The organism is Geodermatophilus sp. SYSU D00691 (genome assembly GCF_054050275.1).
In genome coordinates this window covers 47,030-67,685 of record NZ_JBJGYZ010000028.1, presented here as the reverse complement: position 1 = coordinate 67,685, position 20,656 = coordinate 47,030, and the positions used below count along the sequence as shown (strand labels likewise).

Annotated in this window: 23 protein-coding genes, 1 tRNA gene and 1 pseudogene; 12 read left to right on the top strand and 13 right to left on the bottom strand. The window is 73.8% G+C overall.

Features of this window, described 5'->3' with window-relative positions:
- Window positions 1-63: 63 nt before the first annotated feature.
- The 3 genes from ACI797_RS19325 to ACI797_RS19315 all read left to right on the top strand — a co-directional run bounded on the left by ACI797_RS19325 (window position 64) and on the right by ACI797_RS19315 (window position 1,949).
- On the top strand, window positions 64-498 hold the full coding sequence (locus ACI797_RS19325; RefSeq protein ID WP_456539620.1) for a DUF5994 family protein: 435 nt from the start codon (window positions 64-66) through the stop codon (window positions 496-498).
- Window positions 499-536: 38 nt separating this feature from the next.
- Window positions 537-914 carry a cupin domain-containing protein gene (locus ACI797_RS19320; RefSeq protein WP_456860443.1) on the top strand — a complete coding sequence of 126 codons (378 nt, stop codon included), beginning with the start codon at window positions 537-539 and terminating at the stop codon, window positions 912-914.
- 63 nt (window positions 915-977) lie between these two features.
- Window positions 978-1,949 (top strand): NAD-dependent epimerase/dehydratase family protein, encoded by a 972-nt coding sequence (locus tag ACI797_RS19315; RefSeq protein ID WP_456860441.1) that lies wholly within the window; start codon window positions 978-980, stop codon window positions 1,947-1,949.
- Window positions 1,950-1,952: 3 nt separating this feature from the next.
- Here the strand turns inward: ACI797_RS19315 and ACI797_RS19310 are convergent, their stop codons facing one another.
- From ACI797_RS19310 to ACI797_RS19290, 5 genes are all read right to left on the bottom strand, one after another.
- Entirely contained in the window at window positions 1,953-2,939 is a 987-nt protein-coding gene (locus ACI797_RS19310; protein ID WP_456860439.1) for a sulfite exporter TauE/SafE family protein, read from the bottom strand.
- 225 nt (window positions 2,940-3,164) lie between these two features.
- Window positions 3,165-3,389: a hypothetical protein gene (locus tag ACI797_RS19305; RefSeq protein ID WP_456860438.1), complete on the bottom strand. Its 225-nt coding sequence runs from the start codon at window positions 3,387-3,389 to the stop codon at window positions 3,165-3,167.
- A gap of 181 nt (window positions 3,390-3,570) precedes the next feature.
- Window positions 3,571-4,572, bottom strand: coding sequence for an anion permease (locus ACI797_RS19300; protein WP_456860436.1), 1,002 nt, complete (start codon window positions 4,570-4,572; stop codon window positions 3,571-3,573).
- A 5-nt stretch (window positions 4,573-4,577) separates the two neighbouring features.
- Complete coding sequence (locus ACI797_RS19295; protein WP_456539625.1) at window positions 4,578-5,195, bottom strand: DUF47 domain-containing protein; 618 nt, start codon at window positions 5,193-5,195, stop codon at window positions 4,578-4,580.
- A gap of 114 nt (window positions 5,196-5,309) precedes the next feature.
- Window positions 5,310-5,867, bottom strand: a complete 558-nt coding sequence (locus ACI797_RS19290; protein WP_456860434.1) for a sigma-70 family RNA polymerase sigma factor — start codon at window positions 5,865-5,867, stop codon at window positions 5,310-5,312.
- Window positions 5,868-5,937: 70 nt separating this feature from the next.
- Here ACI797_RS19290 and ACI797_RS19285 point away from each other — a divergent pair, with 70 nt between their 5' ends.
- The 5 genes from ACI797_RS19285 to ACI797_RS19265 are packed head-to-tail and all read left to right on the top strand — an operon-like array spanning window position 5,938 to window position 10,817.
- Window positions 5,938-6,582 carry a zf-HC2 domain-containing protein gene (locus ACI797_RS19285; protein ID WP_456860432.1) on the top strand — a complete coding sequence of 215 codons (645 nt, stop codon included), beginning with the start codon at window positions 5,938-5,940 and terminating at the stop codon, window positions 6,580-6,582.
- Window positions 6,579-8,330, top strand: a complete 1,752-nt coding sequence (locus ACI797_RS19280) for a copper resistance CopC/CopD family protein (protein WP_456860430.1) — start codon at window positions 6,579-6,581, stop codon at window positions 8,328-8,330. Before ACI797_RS19285 ends, ACI797_RS19280 begins: the two co-directional genes overlap by 4 nt.
- Window positions 8,331-8,359: 29 nt before the next feature.
- Window positions 8,360-9,088 carry a YcnI family protein gene (locus ACI797_RS19275; protein WP_456860428.1) on the top strand — a complete coding sequence of 243 codons (729 nt, stop codon included), beginning with the start codon at window positions 8,360-8,362 and terminating at the stop codon, window positions 9,086-9,088.
- Window positions 9,085-9,756: an SCO family protein gene (locus ACI797_RS19270; RefSeq protein ID WP_456860426.1), complete on the top strand. Its 672-nt coding sequence runs from the start codon at window positions 9,085-9,087 to the stop codon at window positions 9,754-9,756. Before ACI797_RS19275 ends, ACI797_RS19270 begins: the two co-directional genes overlap by 4 nt.
- Window positions 9,753-10,817, top strand: coding sequence for a hypothetical protein (locus ACI797_RS19265; protein ID WP_456860424.1), 1,065 nt, complete (start codon window positions 9,753-9,755; stop codon window positions 10,815-10,817). The genes ACI797_RS19270 and ACI797_RS19265 overlap by 4 nt, the downstream gene beginning before the upstream one ends.
- Window positions 10,818-10,836: 19 nt before the next feature.
- Here the strand turns inward: ACI797_RS19265 and ACI797_RS19260 are convergent, their stop codons facing one another.
- From ACI797_RS19260 to ACI797_RS19245, 4 genes are read right to left on the bottom strand one after another with little or no spacing between them, the layout of a single operon-like run.
- A complete protein-coding gene (locus ACI797_RS19260; protein ID WP_456860422.1) occupies window positions 10,837-11,643 on the bottom strand; it encodes a phosphocholine cytidylyltransferase family protein in 807 nt (268 codons plus the stop codon).
- Window positions 11,644-11,645: 2 nt separating this feature from the next.
- Entirely contained in the window at window positions 11,646-12,761 is a 1,116-nt protein-coding gene (locus ACI797_RS19255; protein WP_456860421.1) for a CDP-glycerol glycerophosphotransferase family protein, read from the bottom strand.
- Window positions 12,758-13,522 (bottom strand): HAD family hydrolase, encoded by a 765-nt coding sequence (locus ACI797_RS19250; protein ID WP_456860419.1) that lies wholly within the window; start codon window positions 13,520-13,522, stop codon window positions 12,758-12,760. The genes ACI797_RS19255 and ACI797_RS19250 overlap by 4 nt, the downstream gene beginning before the upstream one ends.
- On the bottom strand, window positions 13,519-15,099 hold the full coding sequence (locus ACI797_RS19245) for a mannitol dehydrogenase family protein (protein ID WP_456860418.1): 1,581 nt from the start codon (window positions 15,097-15,099) through the stop codon (window positions 13,519-13,521). Before ACI797_RS19245 ends, ACI797_RS19250 begins: the two co-directional genes overlap by 4 nt.
- 382 nt (window positions 15,100-15,481) lie before the next feature.
- Here ACI797_RS19245 and ACI797_RS19240 point away from each other — a divergent pair, with 382 nt between their 5' ends.
- From ACI797_RS19240 to ACI797_RS19225, 4 genes are all read left to right on the top strand, one after another.
- On the top strand, window positions 15,482-16,249 hold the full coding sequence (locus ACI797_RS19240) for a M23 family metallopeptidase (RefSeq protein WP_456860416.1): 768 nt from the start codon (window positions 15,482-15,484) through the stop codon (window positions 16,247-16,249).
- 13 nt (window positions 16,250-16,262) lie between these two features.
- Complete coding sequence (locus ACI797_RS19235) at window positions 16,263-16,667, top strand: helix-turn-helix domain-containing protein (protein ID WP_456542882.1); 405 nt, start codon at window positions 16,263-16,265, stop codon at window positions 16,665-16,667.
- Between the two features lie 29 nt (window positions 16,668-16,696).
- Window positions 16,697-17,104 (top strand): VOC family protein, encoded by a 408-nt coding sequence (locus tag ACI797_RS19230; protein WP_456860414.1) that lies wholly within the window; start codon window positions 16,697-16,699, stop codon window positions 17,102-17,104.
- An 85-nt stretch (window positions 17,105-17,189) separates the two neighbouring features.
- Window positions 17,190-17,262 (top strand) — tRNA-Ala (locus ACI797_RS19225).
- 197 nt (window positions 17,263-17,459) lie between these two features.
- Here the strand turns inward: ACI797_RS19225 and ACI797_RS19220 are convergent.
- From ACI797_RS19220 to ACI797_RS19205, 4 genes and pseudogenes are all read right to left on the bottom strand, one after another.
- Window positions 17,460-18,485, bottom strand: a pseudogene (locus ACI797_RS19220) (tyrosine-type recombinase/integrase); the annotation flags it as partial.
- 74 nt (window positions 18,486-18,559) lie between these two features.
- Window positions 18,560-18,802, bottom strand: a complete 243-nt coding sequence (locus tag ACI797_RS19215) for a helix-turn-helix domain-containing protein (RefSeq protein ID WP_456860412.1) — start codon at window positions 18,800-18,802, stop codon at window positions 18,560-18,562.
- A 172-nt stretch (window positions 18,803-18,974) separates the two neighbouring features.
- A complete protein-coding gene (locus ACI797_RS19210; protein ID WP_456860410.1) occupies window positions 18,975-19,184 on the bottom strand; it encodes a hypothetical protein in 210 nt (69 codons plus the stop codon).
- Entirely contained in the window at window positions 19,172-20,440 is a 1,269-nt protein-coding gene (locus ACI797_RS19205; protein ID WP_456860479.1) for an ArdC family protein, read from the bottom strand. The genes ACI797_RS19210 and ACI797_RS19205 overlap by 13 nt, the downstream gene beginning before the upstream one ends.
- Between the last annotated feature and the right edge of the window lie 216 nt (window positions 20,441-20,656).

Below are 20,656 nucleotides of genomic sequence, written 5' to 3'. Positions count from 1 at the left end.
CAGATGACGATCACACGGACGGCCCTGGGCAGGAACGGTTTCCGGGGCGGGATCGACGTCCGCGTGAGTCTGCGGCACGACGCCGGGACCGCGAGCGACTCGGCGTTCGACGGCGCGTGGTGGCCGCGGGGCAACGACCTCACCGTCGAGCTGCCCGAGCTGATCGCCGAGCTGGGCCGCCGCGGCGTGCGGGTCGAGCGGTTCACCTACTCGCTGGAGGCGTGGGAGCAGATCCCGCGCAAGATCGCCGTGCTGGGCCGGGTGATCCGCACCGGCGGCTTCCGCAGCATGGACGCGCAGGTGGTCTGCATCAGCTGGGACGGCGGGGCGAAGCGGGCCGATCTGCTCGTCGTCCCGCCGGAGACCGACGTCGTCACCGGCGCCCGGGCGCTGCGGCTGTGCACCCGCCGCGGCCTGCCGCGCTCCCCGCAGATGGTGCTCGCCGCCGCGCGCGCCACGCCCATCCCGCAGGTGCCCGAGCTGACCCCCGCCTCGTGACCCTTGCCCGGCCCCACCGCCGACGGGACGCTCGGCCGATGACGGAGGCCAGCATCATCCGCGCCGACGACGGCGGCGGCTACACCGGCAAGCAGGGCATGCAGTACTTCGCCGGCATCTCGGCGGAGAGCTGCGGTGCTCGTGGGCTGTGCATGCACCTGCTCGAGCTGCCGGCCGGTGGCGAGGCCAGGGCGCACCTGCACGAGGGCCACGAGTCGGCCATCTACGTGCTCGAGGGCTCCGGGGCCATGCGCCACGGCCCCGGCCTGGAGCGGGTCGACACCTTCGCGGCCGGCGACTTCGTGTACATCCCCGCCGGGGTGCCGCACCAGCCGTTCAACCCCACCGACCGCCCGGTGCGCGCGCTCATCGCCCGCACCGACCCGAACGAGCAGGAGAGCGTCGTCCTGCTGTAGCGCCGTTCCGCCGTCCGCGAACCGGCTGGACGGCGGCGCGACGGGTCGGCTGGGGTGAGGGGCATGCGGCTCCTCGTCCTCGGTGGCACCCACTTCCTCGGCCGGCACGTCGTGACGGCGGCGCTCGAGCGCGGCCACGAGGTCGCCACCTTCACCCGCGGCGTCTCCGGCGAGCCGCCCGAGAGGGTCCGCGCGCTGCACGGCGACCGCGACGACCCCGACGCCCTGCCCCGCGCCCTCGCCGGCCGGGAGCCGGAACTCGTCGTCGACACCTCGTGCCAGAGCCGGGCAGCGGCCCGGAACGCCGCCGCGGCGTTGCCCGACGTCGCCGGCTACGCCTTCGTCAGCAGCCTCAACGCGTACGCGACCTGGCCGCCCGGCCCGATCGGCCGCGAGGACGGCGAGCCGACCTGGGACACCGACGACGACGAGTACGGCCCGAACAAGGCCGCCGCCGAGCGCATCCTCGGCACGGCCCTCGGCGAGCGGTTCCTCACCGCTCGCGCCGGCCTGATCATCGGCCCGCACGACCCGCTCTACCGTCTGGGCTGGTGGCTGGACCGGATCGCCCGCGGCGGCCGCGTCGTCGTCCCCGCGTCCCTCGACCAGCCGATCGCGGTGGTGGATGCCCGCGACCTGGCCGGCTGGCTGGTCGAGATGGCGGAGAAGGGCGTCGGCGGGGCGGTCAACGCCACCGGGCCGGCCGGGATGACCACGCTCGGCGGGCTGCTGGACCTCTGCCGCGAGGTGACCGGCTCCGCCGCCGAGTGGGTGCCGGTGCCCGACGCCGACCTGCTCGCGGCCGGGGTCGAGCAGTGGCACCACCTGCCGTTGTGGCTCGAGCCGGCGACCGCCGCGACCGCCTGGGACGTCGACACCACCCGCGCCCGCGAGCTCGGCCTGCCCAGCCGTCCGCTGCGGGACTCCGTCGCCGACACCTGGGCCTGGATGCAGCGCAGCGCCCGGCCGGAACCACCGTCCGGCCGGGCGCTGCCCGGTCTGCCCCAGGAGCTCGAGGAGCGGCTCCTGGCGTGACCCTCAGCCCTGCGGGGCGCTGGGCCGGCCCGCGCGGAGCGTCTCCTCGGGGGCGTTCTCGGCCACCTGCTCGCGGGCGACGTTGCGCTCGGCCTCCGCGGCCACCGCGTCGGCGGACTCCAGCGCGCGGTCCTTGCGGTACTCGCGGAAGGAGTGCACGACCGCCGCGGCCCAGATGACGTAGAGGACGGCGTAGACGACGTTGCGCACCGGGTCGGAGGCGTCGATCCACTCGCTCTTGAGCAGGGTGCGGGTGTTGGTGATCACGATGATCCCGCCGACCAGCGAGCCGAGCAGGCGCGGCGGGATGTGCCGCACCAGCCAGGCGGCGATCGGCGCGGCGATCAGCCCACCGAGCAGCAGGCCGGCCACCCAGGTGAAGTTGATGCCCTCGTCGCCGAGCGCGAACAGGAAGCCGAGGCTGGCGGCGAGCGCCACCAGGAACTCCGAGGTGTCGATCGAGCCGATCACCTTGCGCGGCTCCATGCGGCCGCTGGCCAGCAGCGCCGGGGTGCCGACCGGGCCCCAGCCGCCACCGCCGGTGGAGTCGACGAAGCCGGCGACCAGGCCGAGCGGGGTCAGGTAGCGCTTGCGCAGCGGCCTGCCCAGGTTGCGCCGGTCCAGGCCGCGCAGGGTGAAGCGGACCAGCAGGTAGACGCCGAGCGCCAGCAGGATCAGCGACATCACCGGGGCGGCGACCTCGGTGGAGAGGTTGGAGAGCACGGTGGCGCCGGCGAAGGCGCCGATCGCGCCGGGGACGCCGACCTTGAGGACGACCTTCCAGTCGACGTTGCCGAACTTCCAGTGGGACAGGCCCGAGGCGAGCGTGGTGCCGATCTCGGCGAGGTGCACGGTGGCCGAGGCGGCGGCGGGGTTGGTGCCGATGGCCAGCAGCAGCGTCGTCGAGGTGACGCCGTAGGCCATGCCGAGGCTGCCGTCGACGAGCTGGGCGCCGAGGCCGACCAGGGCGAGCAGGACGAGGGACTTCACGGGGCGGACTCCGGGGGTCGCGCGGGCACGGCCGTGCTCCGCGGCGGGACGGGGGATGGGAGGCGCCGGTCAGGCGCGGGGAGTCAGCAGCCCGGACAGGTCGCGGTGCAGACACGCAACAGGTCGACGTGGATCCGCCCCACGAGGAGCACCGCCGTCGCCGTCACGAGGCGTATGTCTACCAGATCGATCGACAAAGGCCAGCGGGGGTCCCGGAGAGTGGGATCACCCGCGGTCGGGCTCGAGGACGTCGGCACGGAGGGTGAGCCACGAGAGCGCCCCGCCGAGCGCGAACAGGGCGGCGCAGACCAGCAGCGCGCGGCCCACGCCCTGCAGCGCCCGGGCGGCGACCAGCGGTCCCGGTGCCTGCGCGATCCCGCACAGCAGCGAGGCGGCGGCGAACCCAGCCGACGCCCAGCAGGAACGCCCTGCGCCGTCCCTACCGGTCACCGAGCGAGCCGCCGAGCTCCCGGCCGATCTGCGGCAGGGCCACCTGGACGCCGGTGCCGTCGAGGAACGCCGTGCCCGAGGCGAGCACGGTGACCGCGATGAGCCACCGACCGCGGGCGGTGCCGAGGGCGACCGGCTGCTCCGGGCGGCGGCGGCCACCGGCCGATCGTGCCAGCCGGGCTCAGCCGACGAAGAGGTTGGTGACCCAGTACGCCAGCGCCGCCACCAGCCCCGCCGCCGGCAGCGTGACGATCCAGGCGACGACGATGTTGCCGGCCACGCCCCACCGGACCGCGGAGAGCCGGCGGGTCGCGCCGACGCCCATGATCGAGGTGGTCGTGATGTGCGTCGTCGACACCGGGACGGCGAAGACCGTCGCCGTCGTCACCATGACGCTGGAGGCGACGGTCTGCGCCGCGAACCCGCCGGCCGGGGTGAGCTGGATGATCCGCCGGCCCATCGTGCGCATGATCCGGAAGCCGCCCGCGTAGGTGCCGGCGCTGATCGCCGCCGCCGCCGCGAGCACCACCCAGAACGGCACGGTGAAGTCGTCGATCTCGCCGGCGGTGTACAGCGCCAGCGTCATGATGCCCATCGTCTTCTGGGCGTCCTGCATGCCGTGGCCGAGCGCCATGGTCGCCGAGCTGAAGATCTGCGCGGTCTTGAAGCCCCGGTTGGCCCTCGTGACGTTGGCGTTCCTGAACAGCCACAGGATCAGCAGCATGAACAGGTAGCCCAGCCCGAAGCCGACCATCGGCGAGACGATCATCGGGATGACGACCTTGTCGAAGACCCCGACCCACTGCACCGTGTGCGCGGCGGCGATCGCGGCGCCGACCAGGCCGCCGATCAGCGCGTGCGACGAGGACGACGGCAGCCCGAACCACCAGGTGATCAGGTTCCAGGTGATGGCCCCGATGAGGGCCGCGAAGACGATCTCCAGCCCCTCGGTGCCCTGCGGCGCGTCGATGATCCCCGCCCCGACGGTCTTGGCGACCTCGGTCGAGAGCAGCGCGCCGACCAGGTTCATCACCGCGGCGAGGGCCAGGGCGACCCGCGGGGTGAGCGCCTTGGTGGAGACGGCGACGGCGATCGCGTTGGCCGCGTCGTGGAAGCCGTTGGTGTAGTCGAAGGCCAGCGCCACCACGATGATGACGACGAGCGCGACGAAGGCCGCGTCCACGGCGGTCAGGACTCCTTGACGGCGATCGTCTCGACCACGTTGGCGACGTGCTCGAAGGCGTCGGCGGCCTCCTCGAGCTGGTCGGCGACCTCCTTGAGCTTGAGGATCTCCAAGGCGTCGAACTCGCCGCTGTAGAGCCGGGAGATCAGCCGGCGGTAGAGCTTGTCCGCCTCGTTCTCGATGCGGTTGACCTCGATCCAGTAGTCGGAGAGGTCCTTCATGGTGCGCAGCCGCGGCATCGCCTCCGCGGTGGTCTGCGCCGCGCGCTGCAGCAGCGCGGTCTGCTGGCTCATCTCCGGCGGCAGCGTGCCGAGGCCGGTGAGGATCACCAGGTCGGCGGCGGCCTCGACGAAGTCCATGACGTCGTCGAGGTCGCTGGCGAGGTTGTAGATGTCCTCGCGGTCGAACGGCGTCACGAAGCTGGTGTTCAGCTGCCGGAAGATCGCGTGGGTCGACTGGTCGCCGGTGTGCTCGAGCTCGCGCAGCTGCTCGGCGAGCTCGGTCCGGCGGGCGTGGTCGTGGACGAACTCGGACAGGACGTTCGTCGCCGCGACGAGGTTCTCCGCCGAGGCGGTGAAGAGCGGGTAGAAGCTCGAGTCCTTGGGCGACAGGCTGAAGGGCACGCGGGGCTCCGGGGATGGCGGTCGGGGTGGGCCACCGACCGCCGGCCTGGCGGTTCGCGGCCTCGGGGAGCATAGGTGCCCACCGTTCACCCGTCGTTCACCTGCCCGCCGGAATCACCCGCGCGCGGCGTCGTCCCCCTCGGCATCCTGCTCGACCAGCCCGTCCACCAGGTCGGCGCGGGCGCGGGCCACGCGGGAGCGGATCGTGCCGAGCGGGCAGCCCGCGACCTCGGCCGCCTCGGCGTAGGACAGCCCGAGCAGCTGGGTGAGCGCGAAGGCCTCGCGGCGGTCGGCGTCGAGCCGGGAGAGCAGGTCGGTGACGACGGCGCCCTCGCCGACCCGGTCGGCGCCGTCCCCGGGGAGCAGCGCCTCCAGCTCGGCGTCCTCCCGCACGAGGGTCAGCCGGCGCCGGCGCCGGGAGCGGACGGCGTCGGCGCACACCCGCCGGGCGATCGCCAGCAGCCAGGTGCGCAGCGAGGAGCGGCCCTCGAAGCGGTGCAGCGAGCCGAACGCGCGCAGGAAGGTCTCCTGCGTCAGGTCGTCGGCGGCCTGCGGATCGCCCAGTGCCGCGCACAGCCGCCAGACGTCGGACTGGGTGGCGCGCACGAGCGCGGCCGCGGCGACCGGATCGCCGTCGGCGGCGTCGGCCGCGATCCGCTCCAGCTCGTCCACGTCCCCATCTTCGTTCCCCGGATCCGCGGCGGACGGGAACCCCACGCCGTGCCGGGACGACTACTGGTGCATGCAGTGCCCTGCCTACCGCGAGGCGGTCTCCGCCCGGCTCGACGGCGAGCCCCTCGAACTGCCGGGTCAGGCGCTCGACGAGCACCTCGCCGGGTGCCCGGGGTGCGCCGCCTGGGCCGACGACGCCGCGGCCGTGACCCGGCGGGTGCGGCTCGCCCCGGCCCCCGATGTGCCCGATCTCACCGCGCGCGTCCTGGCCGCGCTGCCCCGCGAGCTGCCGGACGCGCGGGTGGCCGCCCGGTCGCGGCTGGTCGCGACCGCCCTGCGGCTGGCGCTGCTGGCGGTCGGGGTCGCGCAGGCCGGCCTCGCCTGGCCGTCCCTCTCCGGGGGCAGCGGGGCGATGAGCGCGCCGGTGCACATGGCGCACGAGACCGGGGCGTGGAACCTGGGGGTGGCCGCCGCCTTCCTCGCCGTGGCCGCCTCGCCGCGGCTGGCGGCGGGGGCGCTGCCGTTCCTCGGCACCTTCGGCGCGCTGCTCACCGTCGTCACGGTGCGCGACCTCGGCGCCGGCCACGTGCACGCCGACCGGGCGGTCGCGCACCTGCTGCTGCTGGCCGGGGTGCTGCTGGTCAGCGGCATGGCCTGGCGGGGCCGCCGGCGCCGGGCGGCCGGCGCGCCGGTGCGCGGCCGGGTGGTCGCGTGAGGCGCGCGGTCGCGCTGCTGCTGGCCCTGGTCGGCGGCTGGCTGGTCGCCGGCGTCGTCCTCGCCGGGCCGGCCGCGGCGCACGCCGAGCTGGTGTCGACCACCCCGGAGTCGGGCGCCGAGCTGGACGCCGCTCCCGAGGAGGTCACGCTGACCTTCACCGAGGGCGTCTCGGTGGGGGCCGGGTACGCGCGGGTGCTCGACGCCGACAACGCCCGCGTCGACACCGGGGAGCCCACGGTCTCCGGCGACGTCGTCACGGTGCCTCTGCGCGGCGACCTGCCCGACGGCGGCTACCTGGTCACCTACCGGGTCATCTCGGCCGACTCGCACCCCATCTCCGGGGCGTTCTCCTTCGTCGTCGGGGAGGGCGAGCTCATCGCGGCGACGCCCGGCGAGACCGGCGACACGACCGATCCCGGCGTGGCGGCCGCGCTGCCGGTGGCCCGGTGGCTGGGCTTCGCCGGCATCGCCCTAGCCGTCGGCGTCCCGGTGCTCGTCCTCGTCTGCTGGCCGGCGGGCTGGTCGTCGGTGCGGCTGCGCCGGCTGGCCGAGGGCGGCGCCGTGGCGGTCGCCGTCGGCGCGCTGGCGGGCTTCGCGCTGCAGGGCCCGTACGCCGCCGGCGCCGGCCTCGGCTCGACCCTCGACCCGGCGCTCCTGGGCACCACGGCGGGCAGCGGCTACGGCGTCGTCCTCGTGGTCCGGGCGCTGCTGGCGCTGTACCTGCTCGCCGCGCTGGCCCGGAACTGGCGGCGCGGCACGCCGCCGGCCGGGTGGGCGCTCGCCGCGCCGGCCGTCGCCGCGGTGGGGCTGGTGGTCACCACCGCCGCCGTCGGGCACCCCGTCGCCGGCGCGTGGCCCGGTCTCGCGCTGCCGGTCACCGCCGTGCACGTCGCCGCGATGGCGGTGTGGCTCGGCGGGCTGACCGGCCTGCTGGCCGGCGTGGTCCGGCCGGACCTGCCCGCCGAGGAGCTCGCCGCCGCGCTGCCCCGGTTCTCCCGGCTGGCTTTCGGCTCGGTGGTCGCGCTCGTCGTCACCGGCATCGTGCAGTCGGTGCGCGAGGTCGGTTCCCCGGCCGCGCTGGTCGAGACGACGTACGGCTGGCTGCTCGTGGCCAAGCTGCTGCTGGTCGCCGTGATCCTGGCCGTCGCCGGGGTGTCCCGCGTGTGGGTGCAGCAGCACCTCGGGGTCGAAGGGCCGCGGCGCCGGGTGACCGCGCACGCCTTCGCCGCCGAGGCCCTGGACGACGACCCCGCCGTCGCCGAGCGCACGCGCGCGCGGGCCGACTCGGCCGCCGAGGACCTGCCGTCGTTCCGGCGCTCGGTGCTGGTCGAGCTCGTGCTCGCCGTCGCCGTCCTCGGGGTGACCTCCGTGCTGGTCGGCACGCCGCCGGCCGCCCAGGCCGTCGCCCAGCCGGTCGACGTCACCCTGCCGCTGCAGGGGGCGACCGGGGAGGCCGGGACCGTTCAGGTCTCGGTCGACCCGGCCCGGCCGGGCGCGAACACGCTGCACGTCTACCTCTTCGACGACGCCGGTCAGCTGGTCCAGCCGGCGTCGATCACGGTGGCGCTCACCGAGTCCGCGCAGCAGATCGGGCCGCTCGACGTGGTGCTCGAGCCGGCCGGGCCCGGCCACTACGTCGGCGACGGCATGCAGATCCCCTCCGACGGCACCTGGACCCTCACCGTGACCGTCCGCACGGACGAGTTCACCGCCTACACCGCCAGCACGGACTTCCCGGTCCGCTGACCCCCGATCCCTCGATGAACAGGAGACCTGTGTCCACGTCCTCCGCGGTCCGCCGGCTCGGCACCGTCCTGGCGGCCCTCCTCGGGCTGCTCCTCCTGGGCACCGGCGTGGCCTCCGCGCACGTCACCGTGTCCTCCCCGGACGCCGCCGCCGGCGGGTTCGGCAAGGTCGTCTTCCGCGTGCCCAACGAGAGCGACACGGCCAGCACGGTCCGGCTGCGCATCCAGCTGCCCACCGACACCCCGTTCGCGTTCGTCAGCACCCAGCCGGTGCCGGGCTGGACGGCGACGCTGACCCGCACCCAGCTCGACCCGCCGATCGACGACGGGCACGGCGGGCAGATCAGCGAGGCCGTGTCGGTGGTCGAGTTCGCGGCCGAGCCGGGGGAGGGGATCGGGCCCGGTGAGTTCCAGGAGTTCGCGCTGTCCCTCGGCCGCTTCCCCGAGGCCGACTCGCTGACCTTCGCCACCGTGCAGACCTACAGCGACGGCTCGGAGTCGGCGTGGATCGAGCCGACCGTCGAGGGGCAGGCCGAGCTGGAGAGCCCGGCGCCGGTGCTGACGCTGGCCGCCGCCGACGGCTCCGCCTCGCACGACAGCGGCCAGACCGCGACCGACACCGCCTCGTCGTCCTCGGAGCACGAGACGGCGAACGAGCCGGCCGGGCTGGCGCTGTTCCTCTCCATCCTGGCGCTGGTGGTCGCCGTCGCGGGCGTCGTCCTGGCGGTGCTGAACCGCCGACGTACCGTGTCCTCGTGACCTCCTCCGTCCGCGGCCGGCTCGCCGTCCTGCTCGCGGCAGGGCTCCTGCTGGCCGGCTGCGGCGGGTCGGGGGAGTCCGGCGGCACCGAGGTGTCCCAGGCGGGGGCGGCGCACGAGCACGGCGGCGCCCCGGCCGAGGCCTCCGGGCCGCGCGGCGACTACGCCGGCGTCGACCTCGACCCGCCCTACCAGAAGCCCACGTTCACGCTCACCGACGCGAGCGGGGCCGCCTACGACTTCACCGCCGCCACCGCGGGCCGGCCGACGCTGCTGTTCTTCGGCTACACGAACTGCCCCGACGTCTGCCCGACGACGATGGCCGACATCGCCGTCGCCCTGCGCGACGTCGACCCGGCGCTGGCCGAGCAGGTGCAGGTCGTGTTCGTCACCACCGACCCGGCGACCGACACCCCGGCGGTGCTGGGGGAGTACCTGGACCGCTTCGACGCCGACCTGCCCACCCAGTTCATCGGGCTGACCGGCGAGCAGGAGGCGATCGACCAGGCGCAGCTGTCGGCCGGGGTGCCGCTGGCCGAGGAGCAGGGCCGGGTGCACTCGTCGCTGCTGCTCCTCTACGGCGACGACGACGTGGCGCGCGTGGCCTTCGACGCGGGCAACACCCCGCGCGACATCGCCGAGGACCTCGCCACCGTGGCGGGCTCGTGAGGCGGCTGCTCGTCGTCCTCCTCGGGGCGCTGGCCGCGCTGCTCGTGGCGGGCCCGGTGCGGGCGCACGTCGGCGGCGGGGCCGCCGGCAGCGACTACGACGGCCGGGTGCTCGCCGTCACGCCGGAGATGCCCGGGGTCGACGTCCGGGTGCTCTCCTTCGGTGACGAGTTCGAGCTGGTCAACGGCACGAACACCGACGTGCTGGTGCCCGGGTACTCCGAGGAGCCGTACCTGCGCATCGGACCCGAGGGGGTCTGGCGCAACGCCAACAGCCCGGCGACCTACATCAACCTGGACCGCTTCGGGCGCGTGACGCTGCCGCGGAACGCCGACCCGTCGGCCGAGCCGGACTGGGAGCAGGTGTCGACGCAGCCGGAGTACGTCTGGCACGACCACCGCACCCACTGGATGAGCGAGGGGCAGCTGCCGCCGGCGGTCGCGGCCGACCCCACGCGCACGCACAGGGTGTTCCAGTGGGAGATCCCGATGGTCCACGGCGGCGACGAGGTCACCGTCGCCGGGGAGCTCACCTGGAGCCCGCCGCCCTCGCCGGCGGTGATCTGGCCGGTCTACGCGCTGCTCGCGCTGGCCGGGGTGCTCGCCGGGGCCCTGGGCCGTTCCCCGCGGCCGCTGGGCGGGCTGCTCGTCGTCGGGGCGGCCGCCGCGCTGTGGCACGCGGCGGCGACCCCCGCGCCGCCGGCGTCGCTGGGGACGCACACCGGGGCGGTCGTCTCCGCGCTGCTGCCGGTGGTCTTCGTGCTGGCGGTCGCCGTGCTCGGTGCGCGGGCGGCGCTGCGCGGCCACGGCGTCATGACCGGGCTCATGGCCGTGCTCATGGGCTGGCTGCTGCTCATCCAGGGCCTGCCGGACGTGGATGTCCTCTGGACGGCCAACGTTCTGTCGAACGGGCCGCAGTGGCTCGCCCGGTCCGCCGTGGCCGTCCTCGTCGCGCTCGGCGCCGGCCTCGTGGTGGGCGGTGTGGTCGCGGCCCGGCGCTACCGCGACCCGGCCCGCACCGACCCGCTGCCCGACGGCGCGGGTCCGCTGCCGGTCGGCTGACCGGCAGCGGCGGCGTCGGTCAGCCGGCGACGGCCGCGCCGTCGCCGGCCAGCGCGCGGGAGACGACGAGGGCGTTGGCCCGCTCGAGGTCGGTCTCGAAGTCGACCTCCACCGCGGGGGTGGCCGAGATGTCCAGCGGCCGGAACCGCAGGCCGCGCTCGGCGATCGCCGTCTCGATGCCCCGCTCGAAGTAGTCGTTCGCGGCGCAGGCGTCGAGGTGCTCGAGCAGGACGGGCTTGTCGTCGGCCGACACGTAGTTGATGCCCACGGCCTCGCCGAGGCCGCCGACGACGGTCTTCGACAGCTCGGCGATCGCGCCGTCCTCGTCGAGGGTGTACTTGACCTCCTCGTCCCCGACGACGGCGGTGTCGACGCAGACGAAGCTCTGGTCGGCCCGCAGGTGGTCCATCGCCTGCTCGAGGACGGCGGGCTCGAACACCACGTCCCCGTTCAGCCAGAGCACCCCGCCCTCGCGGGTGCGGGCGAGGCCGGTGAGCAGGCTCTTGGAGGTGTTGGTCTGCTCGAAGTCGGGGTTGTAGGCGAACCGGAGGTCGGGCGCGGCGGCCATGACGGTGGCGCACTCGTAGCCGACGACGACGGTGATGTCGGCGTCCCGGCCGAGCACCGCGCGCAGGTTGTCCACCTGGCGCTGCAGGATCGTCCGCCCGTCGTGCAGCGGGGTGAGCGGCTTGGGCGTCGAGCGCCCGAGGCGGGTGCCCATGCCGGCGGCCAGGATGACGACCTGGACCTGCGGCACGGTGGTGTTCGCCGGCGTCGGCTCGGCCGCCCGGGGGAGCGGGGTGAGGCGGCGGTCGGAGGTCCGCATGGTCATCTCCTGTCCTGTGCGGGCGCGGCGTGTGCGCGCGAGGGGTCGAGGGCGGGGGCGAGCAGGTCGAGGACGCGGTCGGTGGCGTGGCCGTCCTCGAGCAGGGAGAAGGTCTCCCGGAACCGGGCGTAGCGCTCGGCCGAGGCCGCGCGGACGGCGTCCAGGTCGGCGAGGGCGTCGACCAGCTCCGCGCTGGTGTGCACCAGGGGACCGGGCGCGACCTCCTCGAGGTCGAAGTAGAAGCCGCGCAGCTGGTCGCGGTAGCGGTCCAGGTCGTAGGTGAAGAACAGCATCGGCTTGCCGGTGATGGCGAAGTCGAACATGGTCGACGAGTAGTCGGTGACCATGACGTCGGCGGCCAGGTACAGGTCGGCGATGTCGGGGTGGCTGCACGCGTCGCGGACGGCGGAGCCCTCCACGACCTCCAGCCGGTCCATCACCATGTTGTGCAGCCGCAGCAGCAGCACGTGGTCGCGGCCGAGGCGTTCGGTGAAGGCGTCGATGTCGATCGGGAACTCGAAGTCCCGGTCGCCGGCCTTCTCGAACACCAGGTCGTCCCGCCAGGTGGGGGTGTAGAGCACCGCCGTCTGCCCGTCGGCGATGCCGAGGTCGGCCCGCACCTTCGCCCGGACCTCGTCCCGCCGCGGGCTGCTGAGCAGGTCGTTGCGGGGGTAGCCGGTCTCGTGCACCGGGCCGCGGTAGCCGAAGGCGCCGCGCAGCCGGGGGGTGCTGGCCGGGTTGGGCGAGAGCAGGTGGTCCCAGCGGGCGATGTCCTGGTCGAGGTAGGCCAGCCGGCCCTCCGGCGCCCAGAACACGTCGTTGTGGATCCGCTTGAGCGGGGTGCCGTGCCAGGTCTGCAGGTAGGTCGCCCCGGGCCGCTTCTCCCAGTCCAGCGGGATGTGGTCGTTGGAGACCACGAGGTCGGCGGCCTCCAGCGCGGCGATGCACTCGGGGCTGCCGAACTCCACGGTGCGGACGCCGTCGGGGAAGGTGCTCCGCGTGTGCGGCGCGGACAGCCAGGTGTGCGTGGCATCGGTGCCCCGCTCGAGGAGCGCCTCGTAGATCGCCCGGGGGCTGTCGGAGAAGTGGCCGCGGAAGGCGACGTGGACGATGTTCACCGGGCGGCTCCCAGCAGCTCGGGCTCGTCGGCGGCGGCCGGCAGCACCAGGGCCACGACCTCCGCCCACGAGCCGACGACGGCGAGCGCGCCGGCGTCGCGCAGGGCGGCGGCGCGCGCGGCCCGCTCGTCGGCCGGCACGAACAGCAGGTTGCCGACGACGGGGCAGCCGGCGGCGACCGCGGACCGCACGCCGGCCACCGAGTCCTCGACGGCCAGGCCGGCCTCGGGGGCGATGCCGAGGGCCTGGCAGGCGTGCACGTAGACGGCCGGGTCGGGCTTGCTGGTCGGGGTGGGCAGCGAGTCCTCGGCGCTGAATCGCACCGACGGCGGCAGGAGGTCGTCCAGCCCGGTGGCGGTGAAGCAGGCGTCGAGGCGGGACAGCGCGCTGGAGCTGACGACGGCCAGCCGCAGCCGGCCGGCCAGCGCCTGCAGCGCCGCGGTGGTGGCGGCGTGCGGGCGCAACGTCCGCGCGAGGTGGTCGGTGACCGCGCGCTTCTCCTCGGCGACCCACGGGGACAGGTCGACGTCCGCGCCCACCTCGGCGACCAGCCGGGCCGCCGTGGCCCGGAACGTCATGCCCGTGAACGCCCGCCGCAGCTCCTCCCCGGTGAAGCGCCGGGGGTCGCCGAGGTCGGCGAGCAGCCGGTTGGTCACCTCGGCCGAGGCGTCGAACGCCGGTTCCTCGGAGGGGAACAGGTTGCCGTCGGCGTCGCAGAGCACCACCTCGACGGGGTCGAGGCCGGGCGGGCGGGTGGTCACAGGGTGGTCTCCCCTCGATCGGTGGGCAGCAGGGCGGCGAGCGTCGCGCGGGCGCCGTCCCGCTGCAAACGGGTCAGCGCACCGGCGAGGTCCCGCACGAAGGCGGGCCGGTCGCCGAGGTCGCCGAAGACGCCCCGCTCGGACAACAGCGGCCGGGGATCGGCGCCGCCCGCGCGGGCCAGGTGCTGCAGCCGCTCGGCCATCGCGTCGTCGACGACCACCGGGCGCCCGTCGTCGTCCCGCCCCTGCAGGTAGCGGAACCAGGCGGCGACCGCCAGCGTGAGCAGCTCGGTCGGCCGCTCCTGGTCCAGCGCCTCGCGCAGCGAGGGCAGCAGGTGGTGCGGCATCTTCGTCGATCCCCGGCGGCAGAGCCGGGGGAGCCCGTCGGCGATCGCCGGGTTGGCGAAGCGGCGGCGCAGGGCGCGCTTGTAGTCGGTCAGGTCGATGCCGTCCGGCTGCGGCAGCAGCGGGGTGATCTCCCGGTCGAGCAGCCGCTCCAGGTAACGGCGGAAGAGCCGCTCGGCCATCAGCTCGTCCAGCCGGGTGTGGCCGGCCAGGGTGCCGAGATAGCCGAGCGCGCAGTGCCCGGCGTTGAGCAGCCGCGTCTTCATCAGCTCGTAGCTCGACACGTCCGCGACGAAGCGGACGCCGACCTCGTCCAGCGGGGGCCGGCCGTTGCAGAAGGTGTCCTCGATGACCCACTGGGAGAACGGCTCGGTGATCACCGGCCAGCGGTCGTCGACGCCGTACCGCTGCGCGACCGCGGCCCGCTCCTCCGGCGACGTGTGCGGCGTGATCCGGTCCACCATGCTGCTCGGGAAGGCGACGCGGTCGCCGATCCAGCGGGCGAGCACCTCGTCGCGCATCCGGGCGAAGCCGGTGATCATGGCCCGGGCGGCCTCGCCGTTGCGGTGCACGTTGTCGCAGGAGACGACGGTGAACGGCTCGGTGCCGGCACGGCGCCGGCGGTCGAGGGCCTCGACGAGGAAGCCCACGACCGTGCGCGGGCTCCCCGGCGTGCGCAGGTCGCCGAGGACGTCGGCGTCGTCGACGTCGAAGGCACCGGTCGAGGGGTCGAGCCGGTAGCCGGCGCCGGTGATGGTCATGCTCACCATGCGCGTGCGCGGATCGGTCAGCCGGCGCAGCACGCGCTCGGGGTCGTCGGGGGCGAACAGGTAGTCGGTCATGACGCCGACCACCCGGGCGCGCTCGCCGTCGGGGCTGCGCTCCACGACGGTGTAGAGGAAGTCCTGGGGGGCGAGCGCGTCGTGCATGCGGCGGTGGTGCAGCCCGACGCCGGTGACCCCCCACCCGGTGCTGATGCGCTGCTCGGCGAGCTCGTCGAAGTACAGCAGCTGGTGGGCGCGGTGGAACCCTCCGACGCTGATGTGCACGACGGAGGGCACGAGGGAGGAGCGGTCGTAGGTCGGCACCTGCAGACGGCCGTCGAACCGCCCGAGACCCTCCTCGGTCAGCGGTAGCGCCGTGGAGACGACGTTCCGGGGGGCGACGTCAGGGGAGGTCGTGACATCGGCGGAGGCTGGGGTGGGATCGAGCATGCGTCCGGCATGCGTCACGGCAACCTCCTCGAGCTCGGGTCGGCCCTGGGGAGGCGGCAGCTGCGACCGGTCGTGCCGGGGAGGCACGCCCGGCCGACGGCCATCCGCGATCAGGCCCGACACGGTGGTCCTGCATAGGTGGACCGGCAGGCGGCGCGGACGACTTCACGCCGGACGGCCTCTGTGCCCACCCTAGGGGCAGGGGAAACGGCAGGTGAACGGCAGGGGCTCGCCGAGAAATGCCATCGGTGGGATTCGTGAGACCGTTCACACGGCGTGTTCGGCTCGACACGCCGCACGGGGGGTTACGGATTGGTCACACGGTGTTTGTATGTGCACCGACCGAATCGGGCCCGTCACGGGCCGCTTCCTCCGAGACGGGGCAGGTGCACGGGCAGGCATGGGCACTCGGACCTTCGACGCCGACCTCCTCGAGAGGCCGGCCCGGACCTCGTCCCACCGCGTGCCCGCCGCCCCTCACCGCCGCCCGGGAGGGCGCCTGCCGCGCCGCCCGGTGCTGCTGCTCGCCGCGCTGATCGCCGGCGGCGTGGGCGCGGGCGTCGTCACCTTCCAGGGCTTCACGCCGGCCTCCGCCGACGCGACCTCGGTGGTGGATGCCCAGCAGGCGCTGCTGGCGACCGGCGAGGAGGACCTCGAGGTCATGCCGATGGCCTCGATCACCGAGGCCGAGGCGCAAGCGCGGCTGCAGGAGGTCGCCGCCTCGCGCGCCGCGCGCGCCGAGGCCGAGGCCGCCGCGATCGAGGCCGCCCGGCCCAAGGCGGTGCTGCCGGTCGACGGCGCCCGTCTCACCAGCGGGTTCGGCTCCCGGTGGGGGACCTTCCACTACGGCATCGACCTGGCCGCGCCCATGCGCACCCCCGAGTACGCGGCGATGGACGGCGTCGTGCTGCGGGCCGGCTCGGCCAGCGGGTTCGGGCTCGCCGTCTACATCCTCCACGAGAACGGCGACGTCACCGTCTACGGCCACATGGACTCGATCTCGGTCTCGGTCGGTGACTACGTGGAGGCCGGCCAGGAGATCGCCAAGCTGGGCAACCGCGGCCAGTCCACCGGCCCGCACCTGCACTTCGAGGTGCACCAGGGCGGCATCGAGGGCGAGCGGATCGACCCGATCGACTGGCTGGCCGAGCGCGGCGTCCACGTCTGATCGAATACCGCCCGTGAGCAGGGCGGCCGAGGAGCAGAACCGCCGGCTGCTGCGCGCCCGCGACGCCATGGACCGGGCGTACGCCGAGCCGCTCGACGTCCCCACGCTGGCGCGCATCGCGTGCGTCTCCGAGGCGCACTTCATCCGTACGTTCCGGGCCACGTTCGGCGAGACGCCGAACCGCTACCTGCAGCGCCGGAGGGTGGAGCGGGCCATGTGGCTGCTGCGCGCCACCGACAGGAGCGTCACCGACATCTGCATGGACGTCGGCTTCTCCAGCCTCGGCACGTTCAGCCGGGTGTTCCGCGACGTCGTGGGGGAGCCGCCGAGCGCGTACCGGGCGCGCGGGCCGCTGCCGCCGGTGCCGTCCTGCTTCGCGATGGCGTGGACCAGACCGAGCAGTTTTGGAGAAGCCTGAGGTCAGCCGCCGGTCCTAGCGTTCTGCGCATGTTGAACTCCCTCGGCACCTCGCAGATCTACGTCACCGACCAGGACAAGGCGCTGGACTTTTACGTCGGCAAGCTCGGCTTGGAGGTCCGGGAGGACGTCGACCTGGGCTTCATGCGCTGGCTCACCGTCCAGGTGCCCGGCGACGACCGCGGCATCCTGCTCGAGATCCCCGGCCCGCCCTCGATGAGCCAGGAGACCGCGGCGCAGGTGCGCGACCTCCTCAGCAAGGGCAGCACCGGCGGCCACCTCTTCTTCCGCTGCGACGACGCGCACAAGACCTACGCCGACCTCAAGGAGAAGGGCGTGGACGTCGCCGAGGAGCCGGTCGAGCAGCCCTACGGCATCGACTTCGGCCTGCGCGACCCGTTCGGCAACCACATCCGCATCGCGCAGATGAAGGGCTGACACCCGCTCGCCACCCCTGCGCCGGCCGGCCGACGCCGCCCTGTACAGTTGTCGACGGCCCGGAACGTACCGGACCGGGCCGTGCGGGGCTGTGGCGCAGCTGGTAGCGCACCACACTGGCAGTGTGGGGGTCAGGGGTTCGAGTCCCCTCAGCTCCACCCCTCCGACCAGGCCGTTCTCCCTCGGGAGGACGGCCTGAGTCGTCTCTGGTTGCAGTCGTGGTTGCAGTTGACGCCGGCCTCATGAGCGGGACGGAGCCCATGCGGTCGGCGGCCTTGCGGGCAAGGGCTGGCATGACGTGGCTGTAGATGTCCATCGTGGTGCGCATCTGGCTGTGGCCGAGCAGCTCCATGACGACCCGGGGGTGCACGTTCTCGCTCAGCAGCAGGGTGGCGGCGGTGTGCCGCCCGTCGTGCAGCCGGACGTGGCGGACGCCGGCCTGGTGCAGCAGACGCGTCCAGTCGTCGTAGTCGGTCTTCTTGTCGATCGGCCGGCCGTTGGGCTGGGCGAAGACCAGGTCCTCGTCGTGCCACTCGGAGCCGGCCAGCAACCGCTCGCCGAGCTGGGCGGCCTTGTGCCGGTGTAGCTCGGCGACCAGGGGGAGGGGCAGGGCGAGGGTCCGGTGGCTGCGCTTGCTCTTGGGCTGCTCGTAGATGAGCCCGCCGCCGCGGACGCGGTGGATGCTGCGCCGCACCGTGAGGGTGTTGGCGAGCAGGTCGACGTCCTTCCACTGCAGCGCCAGGGCCTCAGACTGGCGCAGGCCGAGGGCGAGGGCGACGGTCCAGCGGGCGGAGTTCCGGACGCGGGCTGCGGCTTCGAGGACGGCGCGGGCCTCGTCGATGTTCAGCGCGGTGGCGAGGTCGCTCGGGCGCTGGGCGGGTGGGTCGACGAGCGCAGCGACGTTGCGCGGGACGTGCCCGCGTTGAACGGCGACGGTGAGTGCCCGCGAGAGGATGCGGTGGTAGCGCAGGACGGAGGCGGGGGAGTAGCCGGCGTCGAGCAGGGCCGTGTACAGCTGGTCGAGGTGCTCGGGCCGCAGCCGGTCGATGCGGTGGCGCCCGATGCCGGGGATCAGGTGCCTCCGGATCGCGGACTCGTAGCTCTCGAGGGTGCGCTGACGCACGCGGCGCGGGGCAATGGTCGTCAGCCAGTGCTCCAGCCACTCGGCGACGGTCGGGGTCGACGTCTCGCCGACCGTCCCGGAGTCGCGCTTGCGCTCGAGCTCCCGGACCTTCGCGACCACGACTCCGCGGCTCTTGCTGCTGACGTGCCGGCGGTCGAGCCTGCCGTCGAGCGTGAACCCGACGGAGACATAGCCGTGCCAGCGCCCGTCGGCGCCCTTGTAGATCGTCGACTCGCCGTTCGACGCCCGTCCCGCCATCGGCTACCCCTCGGCGCTCATCCGAAGGGACAGTCTCGCGGAGCAGCCACGTAACGGGCAGGCGCGCTGTGGACTCACGCGGCGTCCGGCGAAGGATGTGGACGGGACGGGGAAGCCTCGAGCCGGCGGACGTAGCGGTCGAGTTCTGCCTGGGAGATCCGGCAGCTGCGGCCGATGTGCACGGGCCGCAGATCCCCGCACTTCATGAGCGCGTACACCGTCGTGCGACCGATGCGGAGGACCTCCGCCGCCTCCTCGGGCGTGAGGAGAAGCCGACCGGCGGCCATGACGTCGCGGAGCGGCTGCGGATCACCCATGTCGAGATCTCCTGGATCAATTACTGCCTATGGAGGTTGCAGTACGACGGTGGTGGAGCTGCCTGCCGAACGTCCCCAGTCCGTCTCCAGCCGAGGATGCGGCCGTTGCCGTGCGCGACTGGAGACTTGAGCGCGGCCTCGTGCCAACTGAAGAACTTCTGGAGCCTCAAGCTCAGCGGACGTCGAGGACGCCGGTGAGGTGGGCGCGTCTCCGGTATGCCTCCAGTACCGGCTGAAGTGCCCGCGCCAGGGCGGGCAGGTCCCGGTCGTAGACCCGCCCGTCGTTCAGCTGGTCGGCGAGCTCGACCAGCAGCCTGGGCCAGTCGCGGCGGGTGGGCGCCAGCGGCACCTGGACTTCGACGCGCCGCTCTACGAGCTCCACTGCAGACAGACCGGAGGCAGCGGCCCTGGCCTGCTCCCAAGCCCGGTGCCGGCAGGTTGCGGAGCACCACTTGGGGATCGGCCCCCGGCTGCGCGGAGTGACCGGCTCACCGCACCACCCGCAGGCCGTCGCCGCCGTCCGGCGGTCTCGTCCTTCGACGCCGGAGCTGGGCTCCGGCAATTGGGCCTTCTTCGTTGCCGTGCGCTGTGCCTGCTGGCGCCGTCGCTGCTCCCGCTTCTGGCGCCGAGCCCGGTACGGGCTTCCGCTGTTTCCCATGACGACGACCGTGCACAGCAGCCTGCAGTAACCCGCCACAACGAGTCCCGAGACCCGAGGTGCAAGAGGTGTGATCGGTTGCGATCTTGATAGGGCTGCGGGCGATGAGAACGGAGCGGACACTCCTGCTGCCGGGCGGCGGCGTCTTGACACATTCGTGTGTGAAGTCGATGGAGCTGTACGGCGCGGGGTCCTCGCGCGCTGGACTGTCGTTGCGAGCACGTGGGCCTGTCTCCGGTCCGAAGGCCCTTCGGTCGGGGCTCGACCTCACACCGGCCGCGGCAGGTGACGTACGAGAGCACATCGTCGACGTGGCCGAGCTCGGTGTGGGCGAGCTCGTGGGGCTGGGTCTTGAGGGCTTGCCTGTCACGGAGGTCCAACCGGACGGTCACCGTCCTCGTCTTCGGATCGGTCTCGCCGTTCGCCGCGGCGTTCGTGCGCCGCCCTCGCTTCAGCTCGTAGCCGGCCGCCCGCACCCGCTCACCCGTCGCCTCCCAGAGGCGGCTCACACCATGGCCCTCCAGAAAGACCGGCCGCACGTCCGGCAGCGGCTCGCCGTCGGTCTGGCTGACATCCCACACGTGCTCGACGGTGAAGCTGCGAACTTGGCGGCGTCGGTCGTCGGTCTCCGGCGTCGCCTCGCCGCGTTTCTCGTCGCCGCGGACGCCGTAGGTGACCGGTGCGAGGATCTGGATCCCTCGCTCTCCCCTCCTCACCTGCCGGCCGAACGCCTGCCAGGTCCGGTACCCGGCGACACGGGTCGCGTCCGGCCGCTGGGCGTGGATCAAGAGCACGTTGCGGAAGCTGTAGCGGTGGAAGCGGGCGGCCACCTCGAGCATCGCCCGCCACTGGTCTCCCTCGGTGAGCTCGGCGAGCTGTGCTGTGAACCGCTCGTGCAGGGCCGCGAGCCGTTCCCGCTTCGCCTCGCGACGCTGTCTGGTCTCGTCCTCGGTGAGCGGCCTCCGGCTCCTCGTCGTCATTGCCATGGTGGGCGTCCCTTCGGTCCCCGGTGGTGGCGGCGGGCCTCTCTGGCCCTGCCGCCTACGGGCGCGCCGGCCACCGCCGCGGAGGCTCGGGGTCCATGCCGTCGGGGCGGTGATGGTTCGCAGTGGAGCGGCCCGGAGGGAGCGAACGATCATCCGGGGGAGAGGGCTTGACGCCGAGGGCGGCGGTCCCAGCGTTCGGGGACCGGCCTG